The organism is Taibaiella lutea, assembly GCF_008629695.1.
Lineage (GTDB): Bacteria > Bacteroidota > Bacteroidia > Chitinophagales > Chitinophagaceae > Taibaiella > Taibaiella lutea.
Genome location: NZ_VWSH01000003.1, coordinates 214,590 through 229,605 on the forward strand (window position 1 = coordinate 214,590; position 15,016 = coordinate 229,605).

Annotated in this window: 21 protein-coding genes and 1 pseudogene; 5 read left to right on the plus strand and 17 right to left on the minus strand. The window is 38.2% G+C overall.

What is annotated here, in order from left to right:
- Window positions 1-71: 71 nt before the first annotated feature.
- Window positions 72-329: pseudogene (locus F0919_RS12110) on the plus strand (LamG-like jellyroll fold domain-containing protein); the annotation flags it as partial.
- 69 nt (window positions 330-398) lie between these two features.
- Here F0919_RS12110 and rpsH read toward each other — a convergent pair.
- The 16 genes from rpsH to rpsJ all read right to left on the minus strand — a co-directional run bounded on the left by rpsH (window position 399) and on the right by rpsJ (window position 9,049).
- The gene (gene rpsH, locus F0919_RS12115) at window positions 399-797 is read right to left on the minus strand and encodes a 30S ribosomal protein S8 (RefSeq protein WP_150033034.1); all 399 of its coding nucleotides are present in this window, start codon (window positions 795-797) and stop codon (window positions 399-401) included.
- Between the two features lie 107 nt (window positions 798-904).
- Entirely contained in the window at window positions 905-1,174 is a 270-nt protein-coding gene (gene rpsN / locus F0919_RS12120; protein WP_150033035.1) for a 30S ribosomal protein S14, read from the minus strand.
- Between the two features lie 3 nt (window positions 1,175-1,177).
- The gene (gene rplE, locus F0919_RS12125) at window positions 1,178-1,753 is read right to left on the minus strand and encodes a 50S ribosomal protein L5 (RefSeq protein WP_150033036.1); all 576 of its coding nucleotides are present in this window, start codon (window positions 1,751-1,753) and stop codon (window positions 1,178-1,180) included.
- Window positions 1,753-2,091, minus strand: a complete 339-nt coding sequence (gene rplX / locus F0919_RS12130; RefSeq protein ID WP_150033037.1) for a 50S ribosomal protein L24 — start codon at window positions 2,089-2,091, stop codon at window positions 1,753-1,755. The genes rplE and rplX overlap by 1 nt, the downstream gene beginning before the upstream one ends.
- Before the next feature lie 60 nt (window positions 2,092-2,151).
- Entirely contained in the window at window positions 2,152-2,520 is a 369-nt protein-coding gene (gene rplN / locus F0919_RS12135; protein WP_150033038.1) for a 50S ribosomal protein L14, read from the minus strand.
- A gap of 209 nt (window positions 2,521-2,729) precedes the next feature.
- Window positions 2,730-2,993 (minus strand): 30S ribosomal protein S17, encoded by a 264-nt coding sequence (gene rpsQ, locus F0919_RS12140; protein WP_150033039.1) that lies wholly within the window; start codon window positions 2,991-2,993, stop codon window positions 2,730-2,732.
- A 25-nt stretch (window positions 2,994-3,018) separates the two neighbouring features.
- Window positions 3,019-3,231, minus strand: coding sequence for a 50S ribosomal protein L29 (gene rpmC / locus F0919_RS12145; RefSeq protein ID WP_150033040.1), 213 nt, complete (start codon window positions 3,229-3,231; stop codon window positions 3,019-3,021).
- A gap of 160 nt (window positions 3,232-3,391) precedes the next feature.
- Window positions 3,392-3,814 (minus strand): 50S ribosomal protein L16, encoded by a 423-nt coding sequence (gene rplP, locus F0919_RS12150; protein ID WP_150033041.1) that lies wholly within the window; start codon window positions 3,812-3,814, stop codon window positions 3,392-3,394.
- Between the two features lie 180 nt (window positions 3,815-3,994).
- Window positions 3,995-4,804 carry a 30S ribosomal protein S3 gene (rpsC, locus tag F0919_RS12155; RefSeq protein ID WP_150033042.1) on the minus strand — a complete coding sequence of 270 codons (810 nt, stop codon included), beginning with the start codon at window positions 4,802-4,804 and terminating at the stop codon, window positions 3,995-3,997.
- Window positions 4,805-4,932: 128 nt separating this feature from the next.
- The gene (gene rplV, locus F0919_RS12160) at window positions 4,933-5,289 is read right to left on the minus strand and encodes a 50S ribosomal protein L22 (protein ID WP_150033043.1); all 357 of its coding nucleotides are present in this window, start codon (window positions 5,287-5,289) and stop codon (window positions 4,933-4,935) included.
- Window positions 5,290-5,424: 135 nt separating this feature from the next.
- Window positions 5,425-5,697, minus strand: coding sequence for a 30S ribosomal protein S19 (gene rpsS / locus F0919_RS12165; protein WP_150033044.1), 273 nt, complete (start codon window positions 5,695-5,697; stop codon window positions 5,425-5,427).
- 143 nt (window positions 5,698-5,840) lie between these two features.
- Window positions 5,841-6,692, minus strand: a complete 852-nt coding sequence (rplB, locus tag F0919_RS12170) for a 50S ribosomal protein L2 (protein ID WP_150033045.1) — start codon at window positions 6,690-6,692, stop codon at window positions 5,841-5,843.
- A 109-nt stretch (window positions 6,693-6,801) separates the two neighbouring features.
- Window positions 6,802-7,098 (minus strand): 50S ribosomal protein L23, encoded by a 297-nt coding sequence (gene rplW, locus F0919_RS12175; RefSeq protein ID WP_150033046.1) that lies wholly within the window; start codon window positions 7,096-7,098, stop codon window positions 6,802-6,804.
- Window positions 7,099-7,177: 79 nt separating this feature from the next.
- A complete protein-coding gene (gene rplD / locus F0919_RS12180) occupies window positions 7,178-7,813 on the minus strand; it encodes a 50S ribosomal protein L4 (RefSeq protein ID WP_150033047.1) in 636 nt (211 codons plus the stop codon).
- 65 nt (window positions 7,814-7,878) lie between these two features.
- Window positions 7,879-8,505, minus strand: coding sequence for a 50S ribosomal protein L3 (gene rplC, locus F0919_RS12185; protein WP_150033048.1), 627 nt, complete (start codon window positions 8,503-8,505; stop codon window positions 7,879-7,881).
- A gap of 238 nt (window positions 8,506-8,743) precedes the next feature.
- Window positions 8,744-9,049: a 30S ribosomal protein S10 gene (gene rpsJ / locus F0919_RS12190; RefSeq protein WP_106522046.1), complete on the minus strand. Its 306-nt coding sequence runs from the start codon at window positions 9,047-9,049 to the stop codon at window positions 8,744-8,746.
- A gap of 320 nt (window positions 9,050-9,369) precedes the next feature.
- On the opposite strand from rpsJ, the gene F0919_RS12195 reads away from it, so the two are divergent.
- Complete coding sequence (locus F0919_RS12195) at window positions 9,370-10,401, plus strand: T9SS type A sorting domain-containing protein (RefSeq protein ID WP_150033049.1); 1,032 nt, start codon at window positions 9,370-9,372, stop codon at window positions 10,399-10,401.
- 99 nt (window positions 10,402-10,500) lie between these two features.
- Here F0919_RS12195 and F0919_RS12200 read toward each other — a convergent pair whose 3' ends face one another.
- On the minus strand, window positions 10,501-11,763 hold the full coding sequence (locus F0919_RS12200; RefSeq protein ID WP_190277374.1) for a PKD domain-containing protein: 1,263 nt from the start codon (window positions 11,761-11,763) through the stop codon (window positions 10,501-10,503).
- Between the two features lie 190 nt (window positions 11,764-11,953).
- On the opposite strand from F0919_RS12200, the gene F0919_RS12205 reads away from it, so the two are divergent.
- The 3 genes from F0919_RS12205 (at window position 11,954) to F0919_RS12215 (ending at window position 15,000) form a co-directional block, all read left to right on the plus strand.
- Window positions 11,954-12,586, plus strand: coding sequence for a DUF5606 family protein (locus tag F0919_RS12205; protein WP_150033051.1), 633 nt, complete (start codon window positions 11,954-11,956; stop codon window positions 12,584-12,586).
- Between the two features lie 169 nt (window positions 12,587-12,755).
- Window positions 12,756-13,598 carry a transketolase gene (locus tag F0919_RS12210; RefSeq protein WP_150033052.1) on the plus strand — a complete coding sequence of 281 codons (843 nt, stop codon included), beginning with the start codon at window positions 12,756-12,758 and terminating at the stop codon, window positions 13,596-13,598.
- A gap of 175 nt (window positions 13,599-13,773) precedes the next feature.
- Window positions 13,774-15,000, plus strand: coding sequence for an MFS transporter (locus tag F0919_RS12215; protein WP_150033053.1), 1,227 nt, complete (start codon window positions 13,774-13,776; stop codon window positions 14,998-15,000).
- Window positions 15,001-15,016 lie beyond the last annotated feature (16 nt).

Consider the following 15,016-nt stretch of genomic DNA (forward strand, 5'->3'; position numbering starts at 1 on the left):
AGATAATAAATCAACCTGTAACCTTGTTATTGATTTTGAACCAATAACTATCTAATTGTAACTTTCCTGTAAATACATGGCATCATCTTGTAGCAACTTACAATAGCGCCGGGACATTAATGACTATATATCGTGACTGCGTTCTGCAGGAAAGCAAAAATGGTGATGCCTATTGTGGTGCCTGGTCGTCAGTCACCATGCAGGACATCGGAGATTTATTTTTAGGCAGAAATTTTACCGGAAAACTTGATGATGCCATACTTTTTAATAAGGAAATTAATCAGCGGGAGGTAAATAATCTGTTTACCATGGGAAATTGTTGCCTGTAATATTCACAAAATAAAAAAAGAGCAAATGTTCAAATTTGCTCTTTTTAATATTATATTATTAAGATAAGATTACCAAACCTGGCAAAGAACCTCACCACCAACGTTTTGAGTGCGGGCTTCTTTATCTGTCATTACACCTTTTGATGTAGAAATGATAGCGATACCTAAACCATTTTTTACACGACGAATATCGGATGGTTTAGCATATTGACGCAAACCCGGACGGCTTACACGCTCCAAAGAACGGATAACCGGCTCTTTGCTTTCAGCGTTATATTTCAATGCAATCTTGATAAGACCTTGTTTGTTATCATCTTCAAATTTATATTTAAGGATATAACCTTTTTCGTATAAAATTTCAGTGATGCGTTTCTTCAAATTGGAAGCTGGTATTTCAACAATACGGTGGCGTGCCATTTGAGCATTACGAACGCGGGTAAGGAAATCTGCAATAGGATCAGTTACCATTTTAATCTTTTGTTTTTTTAAATAAGTTGATAATTGATGATAGTTACATGTTAAATCCGATTAAGGTTTTAACTGTCTTTTCATCTAATGTTTCAATCGTTGATAGATTACCAGGAAGCTTTTTTAACACCTGGCAATTTACCATCCAATGCCATATCACGGAACATAACACGTGCTAAAGCAAATTGACGGATATATCCTTTTGGACGACCTGTAATTTGGCAACGGTTGTGAAGACGTACCGGAGAAGCATTCTTTGGTAATTTATCCAAAGCTTCAAAATCACCGGCTGCTTTAAGAGCTGCGCGTTTTTCAGCAAACTTTGCAACCATTTTCTCGCGCTTCTTTTGGCGTGCAATTATTGAATTTCTTGACATATCTTAGTTGTTGTCTTTTTTGATATTTTTAAAAGGCATACCCATTTCTTTCAATAACTCATAAGCCTCTTCGTTAGTACGGGCCGTAGTTACGAAAGTGATATCCATACCGCTGATACGGCTAACTTTATCGATATCAATCTCAGGGTAGATGATTTGTTCAGTAACACCGAAAGTGTAGTTACCATAACCATCAAATGCTTTATCATTGATACCTTTGAAATCACGTACACGTGGCAAAGAAACAGATACCAAACGATCCAGGAATTCGAACATGTTAGAACCACGCAAAGTTACGCGAGCTCCGATAGGCATATTCTTACGCAACTTAAAGTTGGAGATATCCTTTTTAGACATGGTAGGAACTGCTTTCTGACCAGCGATCATCGTCATTTCCTTTACAGCATCATCAACAAGTTTCTTGTCGGATACAGACCCTTTTACACCTTGGTTAAGACAAATCTTAACCAATTTAGGAACCTGCATTACAGAAGTGTAATTGAATTTCTTCATCAATGCAGATACTACTTCGTCTTTGTATTTTACCTGAAGACGCGGTTGGTAATTTACAGTGCTCATTATTTAATTTCTTGACCTGTTTTTTTAGATATACGAATCGCTTTACCGTCTTTACGTTCTGTACGAACGCGAACAGGAGCTTTCGCTTTTGCATCCCACAACTGTACATTAGAGATGTGGATAGTGGCTTCTTCTTTTACGATTCCGCCTTGTGGATTTTTTGCACTTGGTTTTTGGTGTTTAGTTCTGATGTTAACACCTTCAACCAAAACGCGCGCTTCCTGCGGATATACAGCCAGCACATTGTGAGGAGTAGTTCTGTTTTTGTCGTTTCCGGCAATAACAATTACTTGGTCACCTTTTTTAATGCTGAACTTAGGTTTGAATCTAGTACTCATTTCTTTAGATCTTGAGCCGCTTTTATATGAACGGGCGGCAAAGGTACGAAAATATTTTTATTATAATACTTCTGGTGCAAGAGAAACAATTTTCATGTATCCTTTGTCACGCAATTCACGGGCAACCGGCCCGAAAATACGAGTACCACGAGGATCATCGGAATTGTTTAAAAGCACTACTGCGTTATCGTCAAAGCTGATGTACGAACCATCTTTACGACGTAATTTGTTTTTTGTACGAACGATAACGGCTTTACTTACAGTACCTTTTTTCACACCACCTGAAGGGATTGAATCTTTTACTGTAACTACGATTTTATCGCCAATACCTGCATATACCTGACCGCTATTGCCTAGTACGCGAATGCAAAGTACTTCTTTAGCGCCGCTGTTATCTGCTACATTGAGCCTTGATTCCTGCTGTATCATTTTATGATTAAATTAAAAAGTCAAAATTCAAGAGGCAAAAATATTTTTCAATTCCGCCTAAGCTGTTTCAACTTTTGTTGCTTTTTAAATTGATTATGGTGTACTTATTTTTCCACCGTTAATAACGAAAAGAGGCTAATTATAATTTCAATTCCAAAGCTAAAGAGGTCAGATTTTGACTTTTGCCTTTTGAATTTTTCCTTTGGAAATTATTTAGCTTTTTCAATAACTTCTACCAATCTCCAACGTTTTGTTTTGCTCAACGGACGGGTTTCCATGATACGTACTGTATCACCAATTCCGCATACGTTGGTCTCATCATGAGCGTGAAACTTGGTAGTTTTTTTAAGGAATTTACCGTAAAAAGGGTGTTTCACTTTACGTTCTACAGCTACTGTAATGGTTTTATCCATTTTATCGCTGGTAACAAGCCCTATACGGCTTTTCCTGGTTTTTCTTTCTACTACTGACATTATGAAAGATGTTGAATTCGTTTAATTAAGATGCTAATTGTCTTTTACGTTGTTCTGTTTTCAACGTTGCAATCGTACGGCGAATGCTGCGGATAATCATCGGATTTTCGATTGGATTAACTGCATGGCTGAACTTGGTTTTTTTCAAGCGCAGGGTTTCTTCACCTATTTTGTCGTTAAGAGCTTCCATGCTTAATGCACTTAGATTCTCAACTTGCGCTGCTTTTGACTTTGCCATTTTTTTATGATTTTAGATATTGAATTTTTGATGCTGGATGATTGACCTTCGAATCAAGTAACCGCCATCAACTTTTCAAATCTTGTTTTTAATTGTTGATTTATCATTTTGAACTTCAAATGGCATCATCTAAAATTCAAAATCACACTTTCAAAATTCCTTAGCTTGCTGCGTAATCAGGGCGAACTACGAATTTGGTTTTGATTGGTAATTTCTGAGCAGCCAATTCAAATGCGCCACGTGCAATTTCTTCAGAAACGCCGTCACATTCAAACATGATACGACCCGGTTTTACAACAGCAGCCCAATATTCAAGACTACCTTTACCTTTACCCATACGTACTTCTGCAGGCTTAGCTGTGATTGGTTTATCAGGGAAGATGCGAATCCAAACATTACCTTCACGTTTCATGTGACGGGTAAGTGCCTGACGTGCTGCTTCAATTTGACGGTTAGTGATCCAGATTGGCTCCATAGCCTTAAGACCGAAAGAACCGAAAGAGATGGTAGAACCACGTTCTGCATTACCTCTGATACGTCCTTTATGCTGCTTACGATGCTTTACTCTTTTTGGTTGTAACATTGTATTATTTTTTTAGTATCAAGACACCAGTATCAAGACTTAAGTATCAAGTATCAAGACTTAAAAATGTTATTATAATATGGTAATAAGGACGAAGTATTCAGATTTTTTGTCTTAAATATCAAAATCATTCGGTATTGAAGCCTTGATACTAAATACTGTATACTTACTACTCAAAAATTAATCTTTCTTTGGAGCACCGCCACGGCCTTGTCCGCCACGGTTACCACCTTGACCACCGCCACGGTTGTTGCCACCACCTCTACGGTCGTTGCCACCGCCTCTGTGATCTCTGCGTGGTTCATCACCACCTCTGCGATCAGAAGCACCGCTTGTTAAGTTTGGATTCAAATCGCGTTTGCCTAAAACCTCACCTTTACAGATCCAGATTTTCAAACCGATTTTACCATAAACTGTCATTGCATATACAGAAGCGTAATCGATGTCCATACGGAAAGTATGTAATGGAGTACGACCTTGTTTGATTTCTTCACTACGTGCAATCTCAGCACCACCTAAACGGCCACCTGCTTTGATTTTGATACCTTCAGCACCCATACGCATTGCAGTTGAGATTGCCATTTTGATAGCACGTTTGTAAGATACACGGCCTTCAATCTGACGAGCAATAGACTCACCTACAATCTGAGCATCCAATTCAGGACGACGGATCTCCATGATGTTGATCTGAACGTCGCTGTTACCAGTCAACTTCTTCAGCTCTTCTTTAATTCTATCAACTTCCTGACCGCCTTTACCAATAATGATACCAGGTTTAGACGTGTGGATAGTGATAATCAATTTTCCAAGTGTACGCTCGATAACGATACGGGCAACGCCGCCTTTATTGATACGTGCATTAAGATAAGTACGGATTTTGTGATCTTCAACCACTTTACCGCCGAAATCTTTTGGATTGCTGAACCACATAGAATCCCAACCACGGATAATTCCTAAACGGTTACCTATCGGATTTGCTTTTTGACCCATTTTCTTTTGATTATGAATTTTGGATTTTTGATTTTGGATGATTTATTCAAAACCAAATCCTTAATTAATATTGTTAGTTATACTTTTGGAAACGAATTGGATAACCATTCAAAATCCAAAATTCAAATTTATTTTGCTGCTACTACTTTGCTGTCAACAGTAATTGTTACGTGGTTACTGCGTTTGCGTTGGCGATATGCGCGACCTTGCGGTGCAGGCAACATACGCTTTAACATACGGCCACCATCAACCATAATTGTTTTTACAACAAGATTAGCGGTTGCTACATCAGCACCTTCATTTTTTTGTTTCCAGTTGTCAATTGCACTCAGCAATAATTTTTCCAAAGGAACAGATGGGTGCTTAGTATTGAATTTAAGAACATTCAAAGCTTTTTCTACTTCCATGCCACGGATCAAATCTGCCAAAAGGCGCATCTTGCGTGGAGATGTAGGTTGATTGCGTAAACGAGCTGTTGCTTCCATTTTAATTTGATAATTTGATGATTAGTCAATTTGATAATTTACCAATCGTATAATTTAGCTCAGAGCTAACGTTATAATTTATTTTATTTTCAACTTTCAATTCATTAGCCAATCATCAAATCAGCTAATCAACTCTTATTTTTTCTTATCACCACTGTGACCTCTGAAGTTACGTGTAGGAGCAAATTCACCTAATTTGTGACCTACCATGTATTCAGTTACATACACCGGGATAAACTTGTTACCATTGTGTACTGCAAAAGTGTGACCTACAAAATCAGGAGTGATTGTAGAGCGACGGCTCCATGTTTTCACAACTGTTCTTTTAGCACCTTCGCCACTCATCTTTGCTACTTTCTCTTCAAGATTGTGGTCAACGTAAGGACCTTTTTTAATTGAACGACCCATTTAAATTGGTGTTTTTGATGATTTGATGCCAATTGCTCAACATCCATTTTATCGTGTTAATGTATATTATAAATTGTCTAATTGTTGTATCGCTAAATGGTTTTAAAACAATTGAACCATACAACAATTAAACAACAGCTTTCTTATTTCTTAGCTTTACCAGACAATTTCTTTCCGTCGCGACGTTGGATAATCAGTTTGTTTGAATCTTTAGTCAGGCTACGTGTTTTCTCTCCTTTAGCATATTTACCTGTACGGCTACGTGGGTGACCACCGGAAGATTTACCTTCACCACCACCCATCGGGTGATCTACAGGGTTCATCGCAACACCACGTACACGTGGACGTTCACCTTTCCAACGGTTAGCACCTGCTTTACCGGCTCTTGTTAAAGCGTGGTCAGAGTTAGAAACGATACCAACTGTAGCGATACAAGAACTTAATATTTTACGCAATTCGCCACTTGGCATTTTAATAACTGCATATTTTTCTTCTTTAGCGTTCAACTGAGCATAAGTACCTGCTGAACGGGCCATTGCACCACCTTTACCCGGTTGCATTTCAATATTGTGAATTACAGTACCAAGAGGCATGTTTTTCAACAATAAAGCATTACCAACTTCAGGAGCAACGTTATCACCGGAGATAACTTTTGTACCTACTTCAAGACCCTGAGGTGCAATGATGTAACGTTTTTCACCATCAGCATAAGCCAACAAAGCGATGAAAGCTGTACGGTTTGGATCGTATTCGATACTTTTAACAGTAGCAGGAATATCTTTCTTGTTACGTTTAAAGTCGATGATACGGTATTTTTGTTTATGACCACCACCGATATTGCGCATTACCTGACGGCCTTGCACATTACGGCCTGCAGTGCTTTTCTTTGGAGCTAACAAACTCTTTTCAGGAGTGTCAGTTGTAATTTCTGCGTATGCATTACCTACTCTCCAACGGGTACCCGCACTGGTAGGTTTATATTTACGTAAAGCCATTTTCTTTTTTGTTTGACAATTAGTTCGTCTTCCGATTCACTAATTAATTTTATAGTTTGTTGTTAGCGGTGGTACTATTCAGCCACCATTCCTGATTGTTTCGTTTTTCTTAGAAAGCGAACAAATCAATGTTTTCACCGTCAGCAAGAGTTACGATTGCTTTTTTGAAAGATTGTTTACGGCCAGAGATAAAACCGGCTTTTGTAAAACGACTTTTGCTTTTTGCAGGCATAACGATAGTGTTTACATCAGTAACCTTAACGTTATAAAACTCTTCAACTGCAGCTTTAATTTCTAATTTGTTAGAACGCTTGTCAACTACGAATGTGTAACGGTTTTGTTTTTCCATTTGACCGTTCACTTTTTCAGTAACTTTTGGACGAAGCAATACTTCAGAAAGTCTCATTGTTATTTATTTTTAAACACTTACTAACCTTTAGAGGTTATAAAAGCGTGTAATTTTAATTTATTTTCACCTGTTGCAATTAAGCAACTTCAACAACTTCTTCAGTGAAAACTTTAGCGGCACTTTCAGTCAACACGATTGTGTTTGCGTGAACGATGTCGTAAGTATTGATATCACTTAATACACTTGCTTTTACTCTTGGAACGTTACGTAAGCTCAGGTAAAGATTTTGATCGTAATCAACATTAACCATCAATAATTTCTTACCATTCAATTTAAGACCGTTCAGAACGCTCAAAAATGCTTTAGTGCTTGGCTTTTCAATTTTGATATCTTCAACTACTACGATGTTCTTAGCTTGAGCTTTGTATGTCAATGCAGACATTTTAGCCAAATCTTTAACCTTACGGTTCAATTTGAAATCATAGCTGTGTGGAAGAGGACCGTTAATAGTACCACCACCTTTGTATAAAGGGTTGCGGATATTACCTTTACGGGAACCACCTGTACCTTTCTGACGGTGAAGCTTGCGGGAAGAACCTTTAACTTCAGCACGTGTTTTGGTTTTGTGAGTACCTAAACGTTGAGCCGCTAAGTATTGCTTTACAGCAAGGTAAATAACGTGATCGTTAGGTTCGATATTGAAAATATCTTCCGGTAATTCTACGCTACGGCCGGTATTTTCACCTTTGCTATTTAAAACTTCGATTTGCATTTCTTATAATTTTTAGCTTGTTAGCTAATTGAAATATTTGTTGTTCCGGAATTACACCGGATTAATTATCCTACACTGTTTTGAATCAAAACGATAGCACCGTTATGACCAGGAACAGAACCTGTAACCAAGATGTAATTTTGTTCAGGGAAAATCTTAACTACTTTCAAAGATTTAACCTTTACGCGGTCGCCACCCATACGGCCTGCCATACGCATGCCTTTGAATACACGACTTGGGTAAGAGGAACCACCGATAGAACCCGGAGCTCTTTGACGATCGTGCTGACCATGCGAAGCTTCGCCGACACCGGAGAATCCGTGACGTTTAACAACGCCCTGGAAACCTTTACCTTTTGAGGTACCGATTACATTAACTTTTTCACCTTCTTTAAAGATGTCAACGGTAATGCTTTCACCAACTTGTTTATCTATGGAACTGTTGCGAATTTCTTTTACTACAGCTTTAGGAGCTGTTTCTGCTTTCGCGAAGTGGTTTAACAACGCTTTTGGCGTGTTTTTCTCTTTACGCTCACCAAAAGCAATTTGTAAGGCTTCGTACCCGTCTGATTCGACTGTTTTCTTTTGCGTAACTACGCAAGGTCCGGCCTCAATAATGGTGCAGGAAACCTGCTTTCCATTAGATTCGAACACGCTGGTCATGCCGACTTTTTTGCCAATAATACCTTTCATAATATTTTGTTTTCACAACACATTGCCGTAACGGAGCTTTAGTGTGTTGCTTTTGTTATTATTTATTGCTAACGGAAAGCCAGGACTTTAAGCCTGCTTCCCAGCCAAGCGCCAGATAAATGATTTTTGATGTTAATTCAAAATCCAAGTGCTGGATTAGCTGTTATACTAATTTCTTTAAAAGAACATTTGAGCTTTCGCTTCTTATAATCAGGGGCACGTTGAAACGTGTCTCTACTTATGCTTTAATTTCAACTTCAACACCGGAAGGTAAATCCAACTTAGAAAGTGCATCTACTGTGCGGCTTGAAGAAGTGTAAATATCCAACAAACGCTTGTGAGTACACAATTGGAACTGCTCACGTGCTTTCTTATTTACGTGCGGCGAACGCAATACGGTAAATATCTTTTTATCGGTTGGCAATGGAATTGGACCGGTTACTACCGCGCCTGTATTACGAACTGTTTTTACGATTTTCTCTGCAGACTTATCTACAAGATTATGGTCGTAAGACTTTAGCTTAATGCGAATACGCTGTGACATATCAAAAAACTTCCTTGTTAAAATTTGGAGTGCAAAGGTAAGTAAGATTTTCAAAGTACCAAATAATATTTTGAAATATTTTTATTTACCCTTGTTTAAGAGGCGCAAAGATAGTTACTAAATATGGAGATTGCTTCATTTTCTCAAAGAAATTATAATCTTAAAGGAATAAAAGGATTTATTGTGTTGCGTTGCTATAATAAAGCGGATAATTATTTTTTGTCCGAAAACAAATTTTCCAATCACAGCTTTATTTATTTACAGTAAAATAATATTTAGTTATTTTAGCTCATTCTAAATATTTAAAAACTCAAAAAAACATGAACCTTAAATTTTCCCTATCCCTGCTTCTTTCAGTGGCTGCAAACATGGCAATTGCCCAACCAACATTAACAGCATTGACCTCTACTCCAACGGTTGGACTAAAAGACACTTTACATCAAAATACTACTTATTTGCCCGGCAATGCAGGAGCCAACCAAACCTGGGATTTTTCCGGTCAGACTTTTTCAAGCATTGTTCCTAACGCTTATGAAGCATGCAACAGTACAAATAATTGCGGAGCTTTCCCTGGAGCAAATTTAGTAGATAACGCAAATGGCAGTTATATCTATTATAACGCAACATCGACGGCACTTTCGATTCAGGGTACATCTGTTAGCGGTACAAACATTCCTAATAGTGACGCAGAAGATTTTTTTCAATTTCCAATCACATTTGGCAATTCCTACACAGATACATGGCAGGCTACCATGACAAATGGAGGTATGACGTTCTACCGTTCTGGCATTGATTCTGTTTCTGCTGATGGTTGGGGAACCTTAATTACACCCGCAGGCACTTTTGCTAATACGCTGCGTGTTAAAAGAATAATGACTTATAAGGATAGTGCCAATGTAGGAGGCTCTCCCATTATTATTAATTATGTAACAACACTTTATTCATGGAATGATGTTTCCCATAAAGATATGCTCTACTCTACCAGCCAAATTGTAGCGACTACAGGAGGAACGCCGAGTACGACAAATACTTCTACTTATACAAGCGGCCAGGTTTCGACAGGACCAAGTGGTATCAGCAATACTGAAGCTGCTACAAAACTGAATTTGCAAATTTCTCCAAATCCGGCACATGACAAAGTTCAGGTAGCTATTACGCTTGAAGCTAAAACTACCGCAACCATTAACATAACAGACATTACCGGACGTGTAGTTTATACGTCAATTTCAAATAATCTTTCAACCGGTAATAACCGAATAGAAATTTCTACTACGAATATTCCTGCCGGTTTGTATATTTTGAGAATTATGGCTGGTGATACTATTTCAGCATCTAAATTGGTAATTCATTAAGCTGTCGAATAGGAATCAAATTGCATTTTGTTTAAATGAATAAGGCCATCAAAATTGATGGCCTTATTTATTCTATTTTAATATTTTCCTTAATTATTATTACTTCATCCATTTCAAAACAACATATCCCGCCTTTTCATTTTTCATTTCCAGATAATAAACGCCTTTAGAAAATTCATTCACATCAATCGTATTTATGCCTGCACCGACCCTACCCGACTTCAGCCTCTGACCAATAGTATTATAAATGCTGTAATCATAGCTTGCAGTAAGGTTTTTAATTTGAATAAAATCTTTTGCAGGATTGGGATATACAGAAATTCCCTTTACGTTGTTCAATTCATCAATTCCAACAGTACCGCTTGTTACAGATTTACAATGTGTATCTTCTCCACAAGGGTTTTTCACGGAAAGACAAACCTGGTAAGTGCCTGCAGCCATAAATGTATGCGTAGCGTTTTGCGTGGTTACTTCCGGTGTACCGTCACCAAAATTCCATTTATAACTGCTTATCTGGCTTCCCATTGAATTATTTGTAAAAGTAAAAGTATTATTTACGTTGGTGTAAGTATACGAAGCAGCCAATGCAGCAGTGTTGTATTGTCTCCAGGTTGCCAGGCTGTCATAAACAATCATTTTAACCACATTTCTGATAACTGCAGCATCATTAGCATTGACATTAAAATTATAATTGCTCATTGAGGCATCCTTACCAAAAAGTACAGCATAAAAACTTAACGCAGCAGCATAAGAACCGGCTTCCGAAGGATGGCTGTTGTCAGCCTGATATAATTCTATAGAGGTTGTCATCTCTCTCAGATGGCGCCAGACTTTTGCAACCGGACTAAGCCAGGCATTATTCATCTGAGCCATCATTGTATAACGAAGTTGCAGTAAACTATCCATGCCTTCATATGTGCAAACGGGCGGCCAGCCGGGGCAATTATCGGGATCTCCATTCTTTCTTCCCCAGGTCATATAAAAAACAGTTTTAGCACAGGGACTTGCAATATGCACAAGGCTGTCCAGTTTTTTAGCAAACGGAAAAACTTCATCCTGTACCTGGCCTATAGGAAAAGATGGGTATTGACTTTGTTCCTGTAATACAACATAATCCCAACCTCCTTGTGCAATTAATCCGAGCGTCGCAGCATTTGTAGAATGCTGATTAAAAGTATAACCGCCCGGAGTCGATTTCGAATAAACAAGCGTATCGTTCATACTGGCAGCAATCTGCTTTACTATTTCCGGCAGATTATTCACATCGGTATAGCTGTTGCCTATAAAAAGTACATTCAGTTTTTTTGCCTGAACATTCAGAGACAAAACCAGACAAAGGGTTACATAAAAAAAGTGTTTCATATTAATGCTATCTGTATTGTGCAATTCGCTTTCATAAGACATGCGCTTAAAAGAATAAGTTGGTCATCCTTCAAAATTCCTGTCAGTCTTTATTTTTATCTTTTTTCGTCTAAATGCTTTGTATAATTTTTTTTCTTTACTTTTGCCGCCCTTAAAAGTTGAAACCCTCTCAGGAGCAGCATTAATAATTATGGAATACAGACAAATCGTAGCAGTAACCGGCCTAAGCGGTCTTTTTCAGTTGATGAGCACTAAAAATGATGGTGCTATTGTACGCAGCCTTACAGACAAAAATATCAAGTTTGTTTCCGCTCGTATTCATAACATTACTCCGCTTGAAAGTATTGAAATCTATACAACAGGCGATAATGTACGTTTACACGAGGTTTTGGAAAAAATCAAGCAAGATGATACTCACGTTACAGTATTGAACGGCAAGAAAGATGATAAAGCCACCAAAGCTTACTTCAAAACTATTTTGCCTGATTTTGATGAAGAACGTGTTTATACCAGCGATATCAGAAAAGTATTAAAATGGTATGAAATTCTGAAAGCAAATGATCTTTTGAATTTCGACTACCTGCAACATCAGGCTGAAGAAGGTGATACTGAAAATGCTGTTGAAACTGAAGCAAATGTAGCTGAAGAAGTATCAGTTGAAGAAAAACCTAAAAAGAAAGCAGCAGCTAAAAAAGCAGCAGAAGAAGATGGTGAAGAGAAACCTGTAAAAAAAGCAGCAGCTAAAAAGAAAGCAGTTTCCGAAGACGGTGAAGAAAAGCCTGCCAAAAAAGCGGCTCCTAAAAAGAAAAAAGAAGCTGAATAATTTTTTGAAAAAATATAAAAATAAAGAGCAACACAAGTTGCTCTTTATTTTTTATCGAAAATTTCAACATTACAACTTCTAAATAAAGATGGTTTTGTAATTCCGGTAAATTTGGAATGAATTTTACAAAGCTATTCTGTACTTTTGCACAAATTTTCAAAAAAGAATAATGGAAATCAGTCAGCTAAAGGAAATGGCCACACAGGTGCGCCGCGATATCGTAAGAATGGTGCATGGTTCTCAAAGTGGCCACCCCGGTGGTTCGTTGGGTTGTGCCGATTTTGCTACAGCGCTTTATTTCAAAGTCATGAAGCACGATCCAGCATTTAATATGGATGGTGTGGGCGAAGATTTATTCTTCCTTTCCAATGGACATATTTCTCCATTATTGTACAGTGTTTTGGCTCGCAGCGGTTATTTCCGTGTAGAAGAACTGGCTACTTTCCGTATGCTGAATTCGCGTTTGCAAGGTCATCCGGCTACGCACGAACATCTTCCAGGTGTCCGTATCGCTTCAGGTTCTTTAGGACAAGGCATGAGTGTTGCGATTGGCGCAGCTTTGGCAAAAAAACAAAACAATGATGACAGAACTGTTTATTCATTGCATGGCGATGGCGAATTACAGGAAGGTCAGAATTGGGAAGCTATTATGTTTGCTGCACATCATAAAGTAGATAACCTGATTGCAACTGTAGATTATAACGGACAGCAAATTGACGGACCTACTGAAATGGTAATGGGCCTTGGCGATTTGAGGGCTAAATTTGAAGCTTTTGGCTGGGCGGTTTTAGAACAAAAACAAGGTAACGATATGGAAAGCATATTGGCCACGCTGGCTGAAGCAAAAGCTTTGACAGGAAAAGGCAAACCAATCTGCATTTTGTTACATACTGCAATGGGTTCAGGTGTTTCCTTTATGGAAGGAACACACGAATGGCATGGCATTGCTCCTAACGATGCCCAACTGGCACAAGCTTTGGGTGAATTAGCCGGCAATTACAGCGATTATTAATTTGATTATAAAAATATCAGCATAGATTGGACAACTTTTGAAAAGTTGTCCAATCTTTTTTTATTAAAAATCATAATAAATCAGGAAATCAAACAAATCATAGTTCAGACAAAAACCGTGTAGTTTATTCTACGCGGTTTTTTTTGTATCATGCAGGCTCAAATTTTTCAATTGCATGCAAACAGAAAATACAAACAGCAAAAATGTTTGGCTCTTAGTAATTGTAGCTTCCCTCGGCTACTTTGTAGATATCTATGACTTATTATTATTTGCCATTGTAAGAGTCAAGAGCCTTACGGATATTGGTGTTTTGGCAGAAAGGACACGCGAGACAGGCGAATTTGTAATGAATATTCAGATGGCAGGTTTGTTGATCGGCGGAATCTTGTGGGGCATTATCGGCGATAAGTTCGGCAGGATAAAAGTGTTGTTCGGCTCTATACTTTTATATTCCATTGCCAATGTTATAAATGGTTTTGTTCAGGATGTACCTTCTTATGCCATTATACGCTTTATTGCGGGCATTGGTCTTGCCGGAGAATTAGGCGCAGGTATCACTCTGGTAAGTGAAACCATGAGTAAAGATAAGCGCGGATACGGAACAATGGTAGTGGCCGTGGTAGGTGTTTTGGGAGCCGTTGCTGCTAATCTTGTAGCCAAACATTATAATTGGCGTACTGCTTATTTTGTGGGTGGCGGATTGGGCTTTCTGTTATTGCTCTTACGTATGGGCACTTTCGAGTCTGGTATGTTTACACACGTGAAGGAAAGCAGTGTGGTTCGTGGCGGTTTTAAATTAATTTTCAATAGCAAAGAGCGATTCCTGAAATACCTGTATTGTATTCTTGTGGGCATTCCGTTATGGTATGTTATCGGAATTCTAATTGCGCAATCACCTGAGATAGGCAAAGCCATTGGCGCCAAAGAAACATTGACTGCGGGAGCTGGCATTATGTATTCTTACATCGGTATTTCCGTTGGCGATTTATTGGCAAGCTTATTTGCACAGTTAACGAAATCAAGGCGGCTTACCATTTTTGTCTTCCTTTTATTGTCTTTGGGAACCGTAATCTTCTATCTGAATTATAAAGGCCTTACAGAAAATTCCTTTATCTGGATATCGTTTGTAATGGGACTGGGCGTTGGCTATTGGGCTACTTTTGTAACGATTGCTTCCGAACAATTCGGGACAAATATCAGAGCAACGGTGACTACTACCGCACCCAATTTTGTAAGAGGTTCTTTAATCCCTATTACGTTTGTATTCGAATTTTTCAACAAACATTTTGGCATCATTAACGCATGCTATATAGTTATGATTCTGGTTACTGTTATTTCATTATTTGCATTAAGTCAACTGAAAGAAACATTTAATAAAGACCTGGATTATCTGGAGGAATAAATTGAATGGTTAAAGT